A 14,898-nucleotide genomic window follows, 5' to 3' on the forward strand; every position below is an offset into this window, starting at 1 on the left:
TCCTTAAAGTGCACAGGAGACGCAGCCTTCAATTTCAGTGCCTTCCAGCGCCATCTGACGCAGGCGAATGTAATAGAGCGTTTTGATACCCTTGCGCCAGGCGTAAATCTGCGCTTTGTTGATATCGCGAGTGGTGGCGGTATCGGGGAAAAACAGCGTCAGCGACAGCCCCTGATCGACATGGCGAGTCGCTTCGGCGTAGGTGTCGATGATCTTTTCTGCGCCGATTTCGTAAGCATCCTGATACAGCGCCAGATTCTCGTTAGTCATAAACGGGGCAGGGTAGTAAACGCGTCCTGTTTTGCCCTCTTTGCGTATCTCTACTTTCGCCACAATCGGATGAATACTCGACGTAGCATGGTTGATATAAGAGATAGAACCGGTTGGCGGCACCGCCTGAAGATTCTGGTTATAAATGCCGTAGCGCATCACGTCGTCGCGCAGTTGCGCCCACATCTCACGGGTAGGTAACGTAATACCGCTGCGGGCAAACAGTTCGCCAACTTTCGCCGTTTTCGGCTGCCAGTTACCTTGCAGATATTGGCTGAAATATTCACCACTGGCATAACGTGACTGTTTGAACCCGGCGAAGGTTTCACCGCGTTCGCGTGCCAGCAACATCGAGGTACGCAGTGCGTGCCAGGTGATGGTATAGAAATAGAGATTGGTGAAATCCAGTGCTTCCGGCGAACCATAAGCGATGCCTTCTCGCGCCAGATAACCGTGTAAATTCATCTGCCCCAGCCCGATGGCGTGTGAGGCGGCATTTCCGGCTTCGATGGACGGCACGCTGCGGATATGACTCATATCTGACACCGTCGTTAAACCGCGTACGGCAGTCTCTACCGTGCGGGCAAAGTTGGGGGAATCCATGGTGTGGGCAATATTCAACGAACCTAAATTGCAGGAAATATCATGGCCTGTACGGGCATAGTCGAGATTCTCGTCATACTCTGAGGCGCTGTTAACCTGCAAAATTTCTGAGCAGAGATTACTCATATTTATGCGCCCGGCGACAGGGTTAGCACGGTTTACCGTGTCTTCATACATGATGTAGGGATAGCCGGACTCAAACTGGATTTCTGCCAGCCGCTGGAAGAAATCACGGGCGTTGAGGTATTTTTTGCGGATGCGTTCATCGGCAACCAGTTCGTCATAGTGTTGGCTGATGGCCACATCGGCAAACGGCTTGCCATAAACTCGCTCTACGTCATAAGGCGAAAACAGCGCCATCTGCGCATTCTCTTTTGCCAGATGGAAAGTGATATCCGGGATCACCACGCCAAGCGACAGTGTTTTAATGCGGATTTTTTCGTCGGCATTTTCCCGTTTCGTGTCGAGAAAACGCAGAATATCGGGATGATGAGCATGTAAATAGACTGCACCAGCCCCCTGACGAGCGCCGAGTTGGTTGGCATAGGAAAATGCGTCTTCCAGCATTTTCATCACCGGAATTACGCCAGAAGATTGATTTTCAATACGTTTAATTGGCGCGCCCGCTTCTCGCAGATTCGACAGCAAAAATGCTACGCCGCCGCCGCGTTTCGACAGCTGCAGTGCGGAATTTACCGCCCGACCAATCGACTCCATATTGTCTTCAATACGCAGCAAAAAACAGGAAACCAGTTCGCCGCGCTGCTGCTTACCGCAGTTGAGGAATGTTGGCGTGGCTGGCTGAAAGCGTCCTGACAGCATTTCATCGGTCAGTTGCAACGCCAGCGTCTCATCGCCTTGTGCCAGCGTCAGCGCCACCATCGTGACTCGATCGGCAAAATCTTCCAGATAACGTTTACCGTCGAATGTCTTCAACGTATAGCTGGTGTAAAACTTCCATGCCCCGAGGAATGTCTGGAAACGAAAACCGCTGGTGTGTGCGTGGGCAAACAGCGTAATGACAAAGTCGCGAGAGTAGCGATTAAGAACGCTTTCATCATAGTAACCTTCGTTGACCAGCCAGTTCAGGCGCTGCTGCTGGCTACTGAAGGTCACACTGTTCGGACGCACATGCGTCGCAATAAAGGCGTCAACGGCCTGGCGGTCTTTATCGAACTGAATGCGACCTGCGCTATCGTAGAGGTTAAGCATCGCATTCAGCGCGTGGTAATCCATCGTTTCCTGCGTCAGGCATTCTGCGGTTGTCGTTGCCAAAATTCGGTTACTCCTTTACGAACGTTTTCGATATCGCTTTGCGTACCCATGAGTTCAAAACGGTACAGCCACGGCACGCCGCATTTCCGGGCAATCACATCTCCGGCGCGGCCATACGCCTCACCAAAGTTGCGATTACCCGAAGCAATAACGCCGCGAAGCAACGCCCGGTTGTGCTCGTCGTTTAAAAAGCGAATTACCTGTCGTGGCACCGCGCCAGCCGTACCGCCGCCGCCGTAAGAGGGCACGATCAGGATGTAAGGCTCGTCTACCTGAATCCGTTCCCGCTCATTGAGCGGGATGCGCACCGCGGGCAGTCCTAAACGTTCGATAAAACGCTGCGTATTTTCGGAGCTACTGGAAAAGTAGACGAGCTGGCTCATGCACTGGCCGCGTGTGGCGCTGGATGCAGACGATTGATCATGTCCGGGCGGAAACCAGACCAGCTAAGATCGCCAGCAATCACTACCGGCAACTGACGAAAGCCCTGAGCACGCAGCGCTTCCGCCGCTTCAGGAACGCGATCGACATTAATCATTTCAAAATCAAAGCCCCGGTTTTCCATCGCCCGTTTGGTGGCGTGGCACTGAACGCAATCGTTACGAGTGTAAATAGTAATGCGCATGATTCGTATTTCCGTTTAAAATGAAGATACGGCGCGATGATACGCGTCGGGTTGTCTCTCTGTTGATACAGAGATACTAGATGTAGTTGAAAAAAGATTCAACCACACAATATATAGCAAATAGTGGTCGAAATTACCCTGGATATGAGCGTGACGGGGTAGGGGGATTTTTGTGATTCACCAGGCAAAAAGAAACCCCGAAGACAGGCTTCGGGGTCAAAGACGCGTATTTATTATCATTTTTGCACTACGATTTGCGCATGCTTAACAGTGCGCCGATAAAAATACCTACCGCAGCTGCTGTACCCACGCTACACCAGGGTCTTTCACGAACAAAAGAATCCGCGCAGCCAACGGCATCGCGTGCGGCTTGCTGGACGCGAGTACGACCATGCATTCGCGCCCTGGTTTCTTTCAGCAATGCCTGAGCTTTACTGCGTGCGGCTTCAGCTTCCCCTTTGGCGTCGCTGCCCCAGGACTTTAATACAGATTCGAGGCTGTCAGCTAATTGATTGACATCATTCTGGATATCCTGCACGCCATCATCAACGTCGTTGCGGTTCGGTCGGTTAAACATATGATCCCCCATTAGAATTCGATGTAATTTTCAGTGTAGACCATAATTTTCTTAACTGAGGTTCATCGCGGCTTTATGGACTTTTCTGAAAGCGTTGTGAATGCGCAATCAGGTAAGGTAGGCCCGCGGTTGATAATAACGAGGATCAAATATGTATTTACGACCAGACGAGGTGGCGCGCGTACTTGAAAAAGTCGGTTTTACTGTCGATGTGGTAACCCAGAAAGCGTATGGTTACCGCCGTGGGGAAAATTATGTCTATGTTAATCGCGAAGCGCGAATGGGACGTACCGCTCTGGTAATTCATCCAACATTAAAAGAACGCAGTTCAACACTGGCTGAACCCGCTTCCGATATTAAAACTTGCGATCATTACCAGCAATTTCCGCTCTATTTAGCAGGCGAGCGACACGAGCATTACGGTATCCCGCATGGCTTCAGTTCGCGTGTTGCGCTTGAACGTTATTTGAATGGTTTATTTGGCGAAGCCAGTTAAAGACGCGACTGGCGATGCCAGTCGCGAAAAGAAGAGTCAGGCTTTTACCTGCTGGTAACGGCTGACTTTAAACAGTCGGCGGCAATAATCGAGGAAGTAGCCATAAACCGCCCCCATCAACATCGAAACAACGATGTTTGAACTGACCGCCGCCATAATCTGATGCCAGTCTGCGCCCACCACTAACAAGATCGCCACATACACCGGTGACTGGAACGTCACATAAGCCAGGATATCAGCCAGATTTTTTATCCAGCCCGACGGGCTAACTTTGCGTGCCGCGCGCATAAACAGATCACGGTACATACCGTATGGCCATGCAATTAAGATGTTCACCGGAATCGCTACCAATCTGGAATAAAAAGACTGTTCGAAGCTCATTCCGGAGAGGAAAACTTCAATACACATGTTCACGACAGAACAGTAAACAACCATCGCGAACGTATCTGCAACTGCATGACGCAAGCGTGACTGCGGTGAGAACATGCTAATGCTCCTTAATAAAAGCGTAATGGGATGTTAATGGAGATGAAAACAGTGGATCTCATTGCCATCTGCATTTTCGCATAGCGTATATCGCTGGCTATGACTAATCAATTAGTGAAAAATTTTTATTTAGTCAGTTTTTGTAGATAAAATATTCCGTAACGGCTCGTTTTTTGTACATTGTGGATTTTTACATGCCGATATGATTTATTTTCAATTAAATCAATTAGATATGACATTTCCTTTAATTTCACTAATGAAAGTTTGGGGGTGAGGTAACGCTATAAGCGTAGAGAATTCGGTGTATGTCGTGACCGTGTCATTTACAGTATTTTTTATGCCAGAAAATGTACATTAACAGCAGAAAGCACCAGTGAGGGGTGTTTTCTTTTATTCTGTTATATTGCATTTTTATTCACTTCGGTTTTGTCAGGCTTGCGGAATTAGCGAGCAGAGAGCGCCGTTCTGTTCACCAATAATCTAAATTACTCATCAAAATGGCTAATATATAATCTTGAAATTATTCTGAGAGTTTCAGAAAATAACAGCTGAAATAATCTCGCGCAGGACTGTAAATAGATTAAATTTTGTGGAAATATAATAAGTGATCGCTTACACTACGCGACGAAATACTTTTTTGTTTTGGCGTTAAAAGGTTTTCTTTATTATGTCCGTAATGTTACAAAGTTTAAATAACATTCGCACTCTCCGTGCGATGGCTCGCGAATTCTCCATTGACGTTCTTGAAGAAATGCTCGAAAAATTCAGGGTTGTCACTAAAGAAAGACGTGAAGAAGAAGAACAGCAGCAGCGTGAACTGGCTGAGCGTCAGGAAAAAATTAGCACCTGGCTGGAGCTGATGAAGGCTGACGGAATTAACCCGGAAGAGTTATTAGGTAATAGCTCTGCTGCTGCACCACGCGCTGGTAAAAAACGCCAGCCGCGTCCGGCGAAATATAAATTCACCGATGTTAACGGTGAAACTAAAACCTGGACCGGTCAGGGCCGTACACCGAAGCCAATTGCTCAGGCGCTGGCAGAAGGTAAATCTCTCGACGATTTCCTGATCTAATTACTGAGGCCGGATGTCGCTGCTAGGGCGCGTCCGGCGTCGCTTCTCAAGTTCGTTGGTTCCACGGCATCTTATCTAACAACCTTGCCATTCCACAAAAACCGCTGATTCCTGCAAACAGTAACCCGGCACCAACAAAGCCACTTAATAAGAAGAAACCGCTATTTACGGTATAACCCAGTACAACGCCGATTAATATTAAACCACCCGCAGCGATCTGCACCTGGCGCATTAACGGCAAGGGTTGAGATTTATTTACCGCTACTGGCAATCCAGCTCTTTTCCAGCCATCAATCCCATCTTCGAGTAAAAATATTTCTGCGGGGGCGGCAATCGCTGCTAATTTATCGGCGTTATTACTGGTGCGTTTACCTGCCTGGCAGTGGAATATAATTTGCTCGCGACGTAATTTAGGTGGAAGACCTGACTGTTCCAGCACGGATAATGGAGCCAGATCTGCTTCAGGAATATGTTCACGAAGATATTCATCAGCGTCACGAATATCGATTAACTTTGCGCCGCGTGCGATTAATTCTTGTGCATCATGCGGCGAAATGGTTGTCAAAGCCATAGTGACTCCTTACGGACAATAGACATTTTTCAGGGTGGCGATAATGGCATTTACCGCCTCATTTTTAATGGAATATAGAATGCGTTGGGCATCCCGTTGGCTGTCGATAAGCCCTTCGTCCCGCATACGAGCGAGATGCTGTGATGTCGCAGAGGCACTCAGTCCGGTAATGCGCGTCAGCTCTCCCGCGCTGGTGCCGGGGGAACCGCTAAGCATGCACAGAATCAGCAATCGTTTAGGATGGCTCATTGCTTTCAATAAGGCCGCTGCCTGTTCGGCACTGGCCTGTAATTGCGCGAGTTCAGTCATATTTATTTAAGTATTTTCTAAATTAAGTAAACTCTAAACTAAAAATGCAACATATACCAGCCTCAGCAGCGTAAATGAGAGTAAAAGCGTAAGCTGAAACTGGCAGGCTCCGCTAAAATTACTACGCTTAAGAGATAAAATCTCTTTTTAAACAATGAGTAATTTTCTTATAGGGAGTACATATGGGTTTCTGGAGAATCGTCATCACCATCATTCTGCCGCCGCTCGGCGTGCTGCTCGGTAAAGGGTTCGGTTGGGCGTTCATTATTAATATTCTGCTGACACTGCTTGGGTATATCCCCGGTTTGATTCACGCGTTCTGGGTGCAAACCCGCGATTAAACCTGTGCTCACCCCCGCGGCGTTAACGCGCCGCGTTCCTCTGCTACACTTTCTGAGTGTTTCCGTTAACGAATGAGGTAGCTATGGGTCTGTTCAATTTTGTGAAAGATGCCGGAGAAAAACTCTGGGACGCGGTTACAGGTCAGCACGATAAAGACGATCAGGCGAAGAAGGTGCAGGAGCATCTGAGCAAAACCGGTATACCTGATGCCGATAAAGTGAACATTCAAATTGCCGACGGCAAAGCGACGGTCACTGGTGACGGCCTGAGTCAGGAGGCGAAGGAGAAAATCCTTGTTGCGGTTGGGAATATTTCCGGTATTGCCAGTGTCGATGATCAGGTGAAAACGGCGACACCAGCCACTGCCAGCCAGTTTTATACCGTTAAGTCTGGCGACACTCTGAGTGCCATTTCCAAACAGGTCTACGGTAACGCTAATCTGTACAATAAAATCTTCGAAGCGAATAAACCGATGCTAAAAAGCCCGGATAAAATTTATCCGGGGCAAGTGTTGCGTATTCCGGAAGAGTAGTTAATTGCCAGCCATCGCCTGCTGGATAATGGGAATTGGCGTCAGTAAATGCTGGCGCATTAACTCACTGGCGCGCGCGGTATCTCGCGCCAGTACCGCCGCAGTCAGGGTCTGGTGCTGATCGTGTTTATCCTCCAGCATTTCTACCGAAAGCACCGTTCGCCGCAGCCAGATAAATCGATAGCGCGCCGCCAGATCAAACAACCGTTCACGCATTTGCAGCAAATAGTGAGAACCACAGCCCGCCACAATTGCTGTATGAAACGCCTGATGACGCAGATCCCACTCATCAAGCATTTTCTCGCTGGCGTCACAGGCTTCCAGCTTACTGAGCAGATGCGCTTTTGCGAGAACGTCTGCCTCCCATTCATCGCCACCGCGGGCAATCGCCAGACTGACCAGCATCGCTTCCATATTGGCGCGGGCGTCGAAAATATCGAGCAGCTCCTGCTCTGACATAGACGCCACCCGATACCCTTTTTGATTCACCACCGTGACCAGCCGTTCCGCCACCAGTTGAGAAAGTGCTTCCCGCAACGGCCCAACGCCAAGTGCATAACGCGATGTCAGCAAACTCATCCGTAATTTTTCATCCGGTTGAAAATTACCGCGAATAATATCGTTCTTCAGCCAGCGATAGCCATCCAGAGACGTAATGGTCATGGTGTGACTCCTGATCATTATCAGCGCGTATTATGAACGGGTGTTTTTTGCCACAATACCAGCTTTTTCCAGCGAGCCATAATTGGCACGGTACAGATAATCCCTATCGCTAATAAGCCGGTGGAGATCACTTCTAACTGTTGCGCCGGACGGAATAGCATCACTACCAACACAAAGGTAATAAAGCCGATGACCAGCCAGGTGAGCCAGGGATAAAGCCACATGCGCAAGCGAATTTCGCTTCCTTCTGCTCGCAGAATTTTGCGCATCCGCAACTGTGAAACGGCGATGACTAAATAAACCAGCAGGGCGATAGCGCCGGAGCTGTCTATCAGGAATTTAAACACTTTCGCAGGTGCGTAATAGTTCACCACCACCGTTAAAAATGCCGCTCCGGTGGAGAGTAACACCGCCACATACGGGGTTTTACTGCGGTTGATTTTGCCCATTAGCGCGGGCGCATCACCGCGACGGCTTAAGGAGTAGAGCATCCTTGACGCGGTATACAGCGCCGAGTTCAGACAGCTGGTTACGGAAAGTAATATCACGCAGTCCATGATTAATTTCGCATGGGGAATATTGAGCAATTCCAGAACCGAGCGATAAGAACCAACGGCTTTCAGCCCCGGCATATTCCACGGTATTAACGCCACTACGACAAAAATAGAGCACAAATAGAAGATAGAAATACGCCAGATAACCGAGTTGGTAGCGCGGACAATATGTTTTTCCGGCGTGTCGGATTCCGCGGCGGCAATGGTGACAATTTCTGCGCCCATAAACGAGAACATGGTGATCAACATCGCGCTTAATACCGCACCGAAGCCGTTGGGCATAAAGCCGCCGCTATCCCACAATCTTGAGATCCCGCTCACTTCGGCATAAGGGTAAAAACCGCTAATTGCGACTGCACCAAGGAAAATAAAGGCCAGGATAGCGATGACTTTGCACAGCGCCAGCCAGAACTCAAATTCGCCGTAGTTTTTAACGCTTAATAAATTACTGCCAGTTAAGGCGAGGGTAATGACGAGGGAAAATAACCAGATGGGAATGCCTGGAACCCACGAGTGCAGGATCATAGCGGCGATGTTGGCTTCCAGCGGGATAACCAGTACCCAAAACCACCAGTACAGCCAGCCGATGGTATAACCCGCCCAGCGGCCAATGGCTTTATCGGCATAGGTGGAAAACGAACCGGTATCGGGCGTGGCAACCGCCATTTCCGCCAGCATTCGCATAATCATAACCACCAGTAATCCGGCGAACAGATAGGCCAGTAATACCGCCGGGCCCGCTTCGGCGATGGCGACGCTGGAACCGACAAACAGACTTGCGCCGATAACACCGGCAATAGACAACATGGTGACGTGGCGTGACTTCAGCCCGCCGCCTAACTCATGTGGTTGCGATGATTGCCCCATCCTGAATCCTCTCGAAAGTGTGTCACTTGGGAGAGCGCCCCGACATTTCCCGCGTCGGGTCACGCGTTTAATTGAGACGGTCAACAAAATCTTAAAAACGAAAGCGGGAGGGTTTTCTCCCTCTCCCTTAGGGAGAGGGCCGGGGTGAGGGTGTAGCCGCGTGATTACCCCTCACCCTAACCCTCTCCCCAGAGGGGCGAGGGGACAGTCCGCAGTCGTTTTTAACTTTGTCGATCGCCTCATCGTTATTATTTTTTACTGCATCGTTATCATTCCCTTAGCAACGGTTAACTCTTACAAACGGACATAGCTACTGCTTCGCCTCAGCAAAACACTGGCTGATGATCTCCAGACCCTGACGGATCTGAGCGTCTTCAATGGTGAGCGGTACAAGGATGCGCAGCACGTTGTAATACGGGCCGCAGGAGAGAAGAATCAGGCCCTTATCGCGGGCGCGTGCCACGATCTCGGCGGTGAGTTTTGCGTCCGGTTTGCTGTGATCGCCATCTTCAAACAGCTCAATGGCGATCATCGCCCCCAGCCCGCGTACGTCGCCGATCTCCGGGTGTTTTTCGGCTATCGCCAGCAATCCGTCTTTCAACTTCTGCCCCAGATCGTTGGCTTTTTGCAGCAGATTTTCCTGCTCAAACACCTTCAACACTTCCAGCGCCGCCACGCAGGCAATCGGGTTACCGGCATAGGTGCCGCCCAGACCGCCTGGAGCGACGGCATCCATCACTTCCGCGCGCCCGGTGACGCCCGCCAGCGGGAAGCCGCCCGCGATCGATTTCGCAAAGGTGGTGAGATCCGGCGCAACGCCCATCTGCTCCATCGCAAACAGCGTGCCGGTACGCCCCGCGCCGCTCTGCACTTCATCGGCAATCAGCATGATCCCGTGCTCGTCACACAGCGCGCGTAAACGCTGCATAAAGGCTGGCGACGCGGCGTAGAAACCGCCTTCGCCCTGAACCGGCTCAATCACGATGGCGGCGATATCTTCCGGCGCGGCATCATTTTTGAAGATCCGGTGGATGCTGGCGATAGCGTCATCCTCGCTTATGCCGTGCAGCGGGCAAGGATAAAGCGCGCGATAAACATGACCCGGCATCAGCCCCATGCCCGCAGAGTACGGATTCACCTTGCCGGTCAGCGCCAGCGTGTAATGCGTGCGCCCGTGATACGCGCCGCTAAAAGCGATGGTGCCGCTACGTTTGGTGGCGGCGCGGGCGATTTTTACCGCGTTTTCCACCGCTTCGGAACCGGTCGTAACCAGCAGCGTTTTCTTGGCGAAATCGCCCGGCACCTTCTGATTCATAATCTCGCACAGCTCCAGATACGGCTCGTAAGCCAGCACCTGGAAGCAGGTGTGCGACAGTTTTTTCAACTGCGCTTCCACCGCGGCCACCACCTTCGGATGCAGGTGTCCGGTATTGAGCACCGCAATCCCGCCCGCGAAATCAAGATACTCACGGCCTTCAACGTCCCACACCCGGCAGTTTTCCGCGCGGTCAGCGAAAATCGGGTGAATTTGCCCAACGCCACGGGGAATCGCCTGACTGCGGCGCTGCATTAACTCTTTATTGCTGTTCATTCGCATTCTCCAGTTAAAGACCGATGCACATATATTTGATTTCTAAGTAATCTTCGATGCCATACTTCGAACCTTCACGACCCAGACCCGAGGCTTTGATGCCGCCGAACGGGGCCACTTCATTGGAAATAATGCCGGTATTGATGCCGACGATGCCGTACTCCAGCGCTTCGCCCACGCGGAAGACGCGGCTTAAATCACGGGCGTAGAAATAGGCGGCAAGGCCAAACTCGGTGTCATTGGCTTGCGCAATCACATCGGCTTCATCTTTAAAGCGGAACAGCGGGGCGAGGGGGCCGAACGTCTCTTCTTTCGACACTTTGGCGTTGGCCGGCACGTCCACCAGAATGGTCGGCTGGAAGAAGTTGCCGCCGCGTTCATCCGCTTTACCGCCGCAAACCACACGCGCACCTTTCTCCAGCGCATCGGCAATATGCTCTTCCACTTTTGCTACCGCTTTTTCATCGATCAGCGGCCCGATGGTGACGCCTTTATCCAGCCCGTCGCCGATGTGCAGTTTGCTCACCGCCTGCTGCAATTTTTCGGCAAAGCGGTCATACACGCCGTCCTGCACGTATAAACGGTTGGCGCAGACGCAGGTTTGCCCGGCGTTGCGGAATTTCGAGGCCAGCGCGCCTTCCACGGCTTTATCGAGATCGGCATCGTCAAAGACGATAAACGGCGCGTTGCCGCCCAGCTCCAGCGACACTTTTTTGATGTCTTTCGCGCACTGTTCCATTAACTGGCGGCCAATTTCGGTCGAACCGGTAAACGACAGTTTGCGTACCAGCGGGTTGCTGGTCAGTTCATTACCGACCGCGCCTGCCGAACCGGTGACCACGTTAAACACGCCAGCCGGAATGCCCGCGCGAATCGCCAGCTCCGCCAGCGCCAGCGCAGAGAACGGTGTCTGACTGGCGGGCTTCAGCACCATGGTGCAGCCTGCCGCCAGCGCCGGACCGGCTTTACGGGTAATCATCGCCGCCGGGAAGTTCCACGGCGTGATAGCAGCAGTGACGCCAATCGGCTGCTTGATAACAATCAGGCGTTTATCGGCCTGATGACCGGGAATGGTGTCGCCATAAATGCGTTTGCCTTCTTCGGCAAACCACTCAATAAAAGAGGCGGCGTAGCTGATTTCACCTTTCGCTTCGGCCAGTGGTTTGCCCTGTTCTAGGGTCATCAGGCGCGCTAAATCGTCCTGATGCTCCATCATCAAATTGAACCAGTTGCGCAGAATGTTGGCGCGTTCTTTGGCGGTGAGCGCACGCCAGGCGGGCAGGGCGCGGTTGGCGGCGTCGATAGCGGCGCGGGTTTCATCAGCGCCCATTTTCGGCACGCTACCCAGCTTGTCGCCGTTCGCCGGATTGGTGACGTCGATGACTTCACCATTGTTGGCGTCCAGCCATTCCCCGTTAATCAACGCCTGCTGGCGGAATAAGTTACTGTCGTTAAGTTTCATTGTTACGTCCTGTTTTCAAAGGTTATTGATTAAATGCGGCGTGTAAGGCATCCACACTACGTGCCGCTCGCAGCGTGCGTCCGGGGTTACTCTGGCTTGCCAACAGCGTTTGTACCTTGCTGACAATATGCGCACCAATAGGAATTGCTGATGTCGCTGCCGGGGAGGGCGCATTGCAGGTGTGGATCGTGTGCGGGGTGGTGACAAACAGAAAATCGTCAATCAGCTTGCCGTCCGGCGATACCGCCTGCGCCCGCACACCGGCGGGCCAGGGCTGGAGATCGCTTAACGAAAGCCGGGGACAATACTTTTGCACCAGCCGCAGATAGCCGCTTTTGCACAGCGAGTTTTTCATCTCGCCCAGTCCTGAGCGTAGATGGTTTTGCAGCACCCGGCGAATCCCCGACGAGCCCAAAATCTCCAGCGTGTCGCTAAATGAGAAGTCGCGCTTGCGATAGCCTTCGCGTTTGAAAGCCAGCACCGCGTTTGGCCCGACGGTGACGCTGCCATCGATCATTCGGGTGAGATGCACGCCCAAAAACGGCATTGCCGGGTCGGGAATGGGGTAAATCAGATGGTTAACAATCTGGTTATGCTCCGGCGCCAGGCGGAAATACTCGCCGCGGAACGGGCAGATGATAAAGCCCGGTTCGAGGCCGAGCATTTTCACCAGCCGGTCAGCCATCAGCCCGGAACAGCTAATCAGCGTCGATGCTTCATAGTCGCCGCCCTGACGGGTACGTATCACCACGCCGCTTTTATGCTCACTAAGGCCGCTGACTTCGGCGTTATAGATAATCTCGCCGCCTCTGGCCTGGAAAATTTTTGCCATCGCCGCCGTTACTTCGCGGTAGCTGACAATGCCGCTGGACGGCACAAAAATGCCGCCGAGCCCGGTGATATTCGGTTCGCGCTCGCGCAGTTCCTCGGCGTTTAACCACTCGCGCTCGATACCGTTCGCCGCCGTGCGTTCCCACAACGCGCGCATCCGTTCCATTTCGAGATCGGACGTGGCGACCAGCATCTTGCCGCAGTTGTCATAGCGAATGTCGTTTTGATCGCAAAAGGCTTTGGTGGCGCGGTTTCCCGCCAGGCAAAACTGCGCCTTCAGGCTGCCGGGCGTGTAATAGACCCCGGCATGGATCACGCCGCTGTTGTGGCCCGTCTGGTGACAGGCCGGGCCGGACTCTTTTTCCAGCAACGCAATGCGGGCATCCGGATAGACATCAATCAGTTGCATGGCGGTCGACATGCCGATGATGCCGCCGCCAATAATCACAAAATCATACATCCGCTCAATTCCTTTGCGCTTACTGATGCGTCTGGTAGTGGTGAGTGGCGTAAGCGAAGTAGCCGCGCTGACGCATCAGTTCACGGCGCAGATCCGGGTGCGGAGTAAAGCGGTCGCGACCGTGCAGCCAGAACAGGTTGTTTATCAACAGGAATTTGCCAACGGGAACGGGTACAGAAAGAATGCCTTTGCTGGTTTCAATGGCGTCCGAAAGCTCGCTCAACCACACGCCTTCTTCGAAGTCTTTCGGCTGGACGAACTGGTCGATATAGCGCATCACCGGGCGACCCTGTTGATCAACGTCGAACACTGGATGGAAAACATCTTTGCTGACGTTTTTGCTCGGCGGCGCGGCAAAGCGCATTGGGCGACGCGCCAGTGGATGGCGGAAATAGTGGTCCAGATGTTCCCAGTCATCGAGATGCAGCAGCAACGAATTTCCACCCTGCATGTTTTGCTCATCGATTTTCATCATCAGCACGTAATCGGTGATCTCTTCGACATACGTGCCGTCGTTGTGCAGTTCCATCACGCGGTGCGGCTGACGCAGATAGCTGTCTGAGTTATCGACATTTTTCACCACGAAACGCGCGTAATACTGACCGCTCATCGCATCGAAATTTGAGCGACCAATCAGATGCGCTACCGCCGTTGCCAGCTTCACCATCTCATCTGCCTGCGCCACATCATCGATACCCACCGCATTGATCAACAGCGCACCTTCAGCACGGTTTAGCAGGGTCTTCAACAGCAATGGTTGCAGCTGATTCGCACACAGATCGTCAAGAATTTTGCCTACCCGAAAACGCAGAAACGATTTGTACTCCAGCGCCTGCACGGGCCATTCGGCAACCTGTTCGAGAAACTGTTTGGTCGTCTGTTCGGTGAAGGTGAGTTCCAGCAGACGCGGGGATTGCGCCGACGGGATGAGAGTGAATCCGCTATAGTCCTGGCCTGAATCGACAGCGTTATTGTGTACGGCGGTCAGTGCATTCATCAGAAGCGATCCTCTTATGAGATGTAGGGTGACATGGCGATGCTCATTTCGTAGCCATAATCTAAAAATATCTACATTTCTGAAAAATGCGCACAAAAGCGACATATTGTTTTCTTATTGTGATCAAAAGCAACAAATTAGTAACATTTAACGTAGGGTATTAAGGCAAAGTGAGACAGGAAATGAATAACTAAAGCAACAGGTTAGGGGGAGTTAACATTAGAGAACAGATTATCTGGTCGATAAAAAACAGTAAATGGCTTCACTGCAAAATGACCGTTAGTAAACTAAACATATTATCTGCCCCGTTTTATC

At 51.7% G+C, this 14,898-nt stretch carries 17 protein-coding genes; 4 read left to right on the forward strand and 13 right to left on the reverse strand.

Annotated elements, in window-relative coordinates:
* Positions 1 to 3: 3 nt before the first annotated feature.
* The 4 genes from nrdE to HGD79_RS21345 form a co-directional block, all read right to left on the reverse strand.
* A complete protein-coding gene (nrdE, locus tag HGD79_RS21330) occupies positions 4 to 2,148 on the reverse strand; it encodes a class 1b ribonucleoside-diphosphate reductase subunit alpha (protein ID WP_021534484.1) in 2,145 nt (714 codons plus the stop codon).
* Positions 2,121 to 2,531 carry a class Ib ribonucleoside-diphosphate reductase assembly flavoprotein NrdI gene (gene nrdI / locus HGD79_RS21335; RefSeq protein WP_000080947.1) on the reverse strand — a complete coding sequence of 137 codons (411 nt, stop codon included), beginning with the start codon at positions 2,529 to 2,531 and terminating at the stop codon, positions 2,121 to 2,123. The genes nrdE and nrdI overlap by 28 nt, the downstream gene beginning before the upstream one ends.
* A complete protein-coding gene (gene nrdH / locus HGD79_RS21340; protein WP_001223227.1) occupies positions 2,528 to 2,773 on the reverse strand; it encodes a glutaredoxin-like protein NrdH in 246 nt (81 codons plus the stop codon). The genes nrdI and nrdH overlap by 4 nt, the downstream gene beginning before the upstream one ends.
* A 247-nt stretch (positions 2,774 to 3,020) precedes the next feature.
* Positions 3,021 to 3,350 carry a DUF883 domain-containing protein gene (locus HGD79_RS21345; RefSeq protein ID WP_001295174.1) on the reverse strand — a complete coding sequence of 110 codons (330 nt, stop codon included), beginning with the start codon at positions 3,348 to 3,350 and terminating at the stop codon, positions 3,021 to 3,023.
* Between the two features lie 151 nt (positions 3,351 to 3,501).
* On the opposite strand from HGD79_RS21345, the gene HGD79_RS21350 reads away from it, so the two are divergent.
* Complete coding sequence (locus HGD79_RS21350) at positions 3,502 to 3,846, forward strand: DUF2002 family protein (RefSeq protein WP_000281320.1); 345 nt, start codon at positions 3,502 to 3,504, stop codon at positions 3,844 to 3,846.
* Positions 3,847 to 3,882: 36 nt separating this feature from the next.
* Here the strand turns inward: HGD79_RS21350 and alaE are convergent, their stop codons facing one another.
* Positions 3,883 to 4,332, reverse strand: a complete 450-nt coding sequence (gene alaE, locus HGD79_RS21355; protein WP_000492656.1) for an L-alanine exporter AlaE — start codon at positions 4,330 to 4,332, stop codon at positions 3,883 to 3,885.
* Positions 4,333 to 4,999: 667 nt separating this feature from the next.
* Here alaE and stpA point away from each other — a divergent pair.
* Positions 5,000 to 5,404 carry a DNA-binding protein StpA gene (gene stpA, locus HGD79_RS21360; RefSeq protein WP_000115383.1) on the forward strand — a complete coding sequence of 135 codons (405 nt, stop codon included), beginning with the start codon at positions 5,000 to 5,002 and terminating at the stop codon, positions 5,402 to 5,404.
* A 46-nt stretch (positions 5,405 to 5,450) separates the two neighbouring features.
* On the opposite strand, the gene ygaP is transcribed toward stpA, so the two are convergent.
* Together ygaP and HGD79_RS21370 are read right to left on the reverse strand one after the other, a co-directional pair.
* Positions 5,451 to 5,975 carry a thiosulfate sulfurtransferase YgaP gene (gene ygaP / locus HGD79_RS21365; RefSeq protein WP_001229468.1) on the reverse strand — a complete coding sequence of 175 codons (525 nt, stop codon included), beginning with the start codon at positions 5,973 to 5,975 and terminating at the stop codon, positions 5,451 to 5,453.
* 9 nt (positions 5,976 to 5,984) lie between these two features.
* On the reverse strand, positions 5,985 to 6,284 hold the full coding sequence (locus HGD79_RS21370; protein WP_000137280.1) for a metalloregulator ArsR/SmtB family transcription factor: 300 nt from the start codon (positions 6,282 to 6,284) through the stop codon (positions 5,985 to 5,987).
* 182 nt (positions 6,285 to 6,466) lie between these two features.
* On the opposite strand from HGD79_RS21370, the gene HGD79_RS21375 reads away from it, so the two are divergent.
* Both HGD79_RS21375 and kbp read left to right on the forward strand, forming a co-directional pair.
* Positions 6,467 to 6,625: a YqaE/Pmp3 family membrane protein gene (locus HGD79_RS21375; RefSeq protein WP_000508177.1), complete on the forward strand. Its 159-nt coding sequence runs from the start codon at positions 6,467 to 6,469 to the stop codon at positions 6,623 to 6,625.
* A gap of 83 nt (positions 6,626 to 6,708) precedes the next feature.
* The gene (gene kbp / locus HGD79_RS21380) at positions 6,709 to 7,158 is read left to right on the forward strand and encodes a potassium binding protein Kbp (RefSeq protein WP_000522424.1); all 450 of its coding nucleotides are present in this window, start codon (positions 6,709 to 6,711) and stop codon (positions 7,156 to 7,158) included.
* On the opposite strand, the gene csiR is transcribed toward kbp, so the two are convergent.
* The 6 genes from csiR to glaH all read right to left on the reverse strand — a co-directional run bounded on the left by csiR (position 7,159) and on the right by glaH (position 14,583).
* Entirely contained in the window at positions 7,159 to 7,821 is a 663-nt protein-coding gene (gene csiR, locus HGD79_RS21385; RefSeq protein ID WP_000156811.1) for a DNA-binding transcriptional regulator CsiR, read from the reverse strand.
* Between the two features lie 20 nt (positions 7,822 to 7,841).
* Complete coding sequence (gene gabP, locus HGD79_RS21390) at positions 7,842 to 9,242, reverse strand: GABA permease (protein WP_001325764.1); 1,401 nt, start codon at positions 9,240 to 9,242, stop codon at positions 7,842 to 7,844.
* Positions 9,243 to 9,552: 310 nt separating this feature from the next.
* Complete coding sequence (gene gabT / locus HGD79_RS21395; RefSeq protein WP_001087606.1) at positions 9,553 to 10,833, reverse strand: 4-aminobutyrate--2-oxoglutarate transaminase; 1,281 nt, start codon at positions 10,831 to 10,833, stop codon at positions 9,553 to 9,555.
* 13 nt (positions 10,834 to 10,846) lie between these two features.
* Positions 10,847 to 12,295, reverse strand: coding sequence for an NADP-dependent succinate-semialdehyde dehydrogenase (gabD, locus tag HGD79_RS21400; RefSeq protein WP_000772847.1), 1,449 nt, complete (start codon positions 12,293 to 12,295; stop codon positions 10,847 to 10,849).
* 22 nt (positions 12,296 to 12,317) lie between these two features.
* A complete protein-coding gene (gene lhgO, locus HGD79_RS21405) occupies positions 12,318 to 13,586 on the reverse strand; it encodes an L-2-hydroxyglutarate oxidase (protein ID WP_168848496.1) in 1,269 nt (422 codons plus the stop codon).
* Positions 13,587 to 13,605: 19 nt separating this feature from the next.
* A complete protein-coding gene (glaH, locus tag HGD79_RS21410; protein WP_000993087.1) occupies positions 13,606 to 14,583 on the reverse strand; it encodes a glutarate dioxygenase GlaH in 978 nt (325 codons plus the stop codon).
* Positions 14,584 to 14,898: the final 315 nt, after the last annotated feature.

The sequence above is a fragment of the Escherichia sp. SCLE84 genome, from assembly GCF_012584495.1.
Classification (GTDB): Bacteria; Pseudomonadota; Gammaproteobacteria; order Enterobacterales; family Enterobacteriaceae; genus ECMA0423.

Bases quoted from the DNA above. Each gene is read 5' to 3' on its own strand.
- kbp (WP_000522424.1), top strand. From the start codon at position 6,709: ATGGGTCTGTTCAATTTTGTGAAAGATGCCGGAGAAAAACTCTGGGAC.
- alaE (WP_000492656.1), bottom strand. From the start codon at position 4,332: ATGTTCTCACCGCAGTCACGCTTGCGTCATGCAGTTGCAGATACGTTC.
- ygaP (WP_001229468.1), bottom strand. From the start codon at position 5,975: ATGGCTTTGACAACCATTTCGCCGCATGATGCACAAGAATTAATCGCA.
- HGD79_RS21350 (WP_000281320.1), top strand. From the start codon at position 3,502: ATGTATTTACGACCAGACGAGGTGGCGCGCGTACTTGAAAAAGTCGGT.
- gabD (WP_000772847.1), bottom strand. From the start codon at position 12,295: ATGAAACTTAACGACAGTAACTTATTCCGCCAGCAGGCGTTGATTAAC.
- csiR (WP_000156811.1), bottom strand. From the start codon at position 7,821: ATGACCATTACGTCTCTGGATGGCTATCGCTGGCTGAAGAACGATATT.
- stpA (WP_000115383.1), top strand. From the start codon at position 5,000: ATGTCCGTAATGTTACAAAGTTTAAATAACATTCGCACTCTCCGTGCG.
- HGD79_RS21370 (WP_000137280.1), bottom strand. From the start codon at position 6,284: ATGACTGAACTCGCGCAATTACAGGCCAGTGCCGAACAGGCAGCGGCC.
- HGD79_RS21375 (WP_000508177.1), top strand. From the start codon at position 6,467: ATGGGTTTCTGGAGAATCGTCATCACCATCATTCTGCCGCCGCTCGGC.
- nrdI (WP_000080947.1), bottom strand. From the start codon at position 2,531: ATGAGCCAGCTCGTCTACTTTTCCAGTAGCTCCGAAAATACGCAGCGT.
- gabP (WP_001325764.1), bottom strand. From the start codon at position 9,242: ATGGGGCAATCATCGCAACCACATGAGTTAGGCGGCGGGCTGAAGTCA.
- nrdH (WP_001223227.1), bottom strand. From the start codon at position 2,773: ATGCGCATTACTATTTACACTCGTAACGATTGCGTTCAGTGCCACGCC.
- lhgO (WP_168848496.1), bottom strand. From the start codon at position 13,586: ATGTATGATTTTGTGATTATTGGCGGCGGCATCATCGGCATGTCGACC.
- gabT (WP_001087606.1), bottom strand. From the start codon at position 10,833: ATGAACAGCAATAAAGAGTTAATGCAGCGCCGCAGTCAGGCGATTCCC.
- glaH (WP_000993087.1), bottom strand. From the start codon at position 14,583: ATGAATGCACTGACCGCCGTACACAATAACGCTGTCGATTCAGGCCAG.
- HGD79_RS21345 (WP_001295174.1), bottom strand. From the start codon at position 3,350: ATGTTTAACCGACCGAACCGCAACGACGTTGATGATGGCGTGCAGGAT.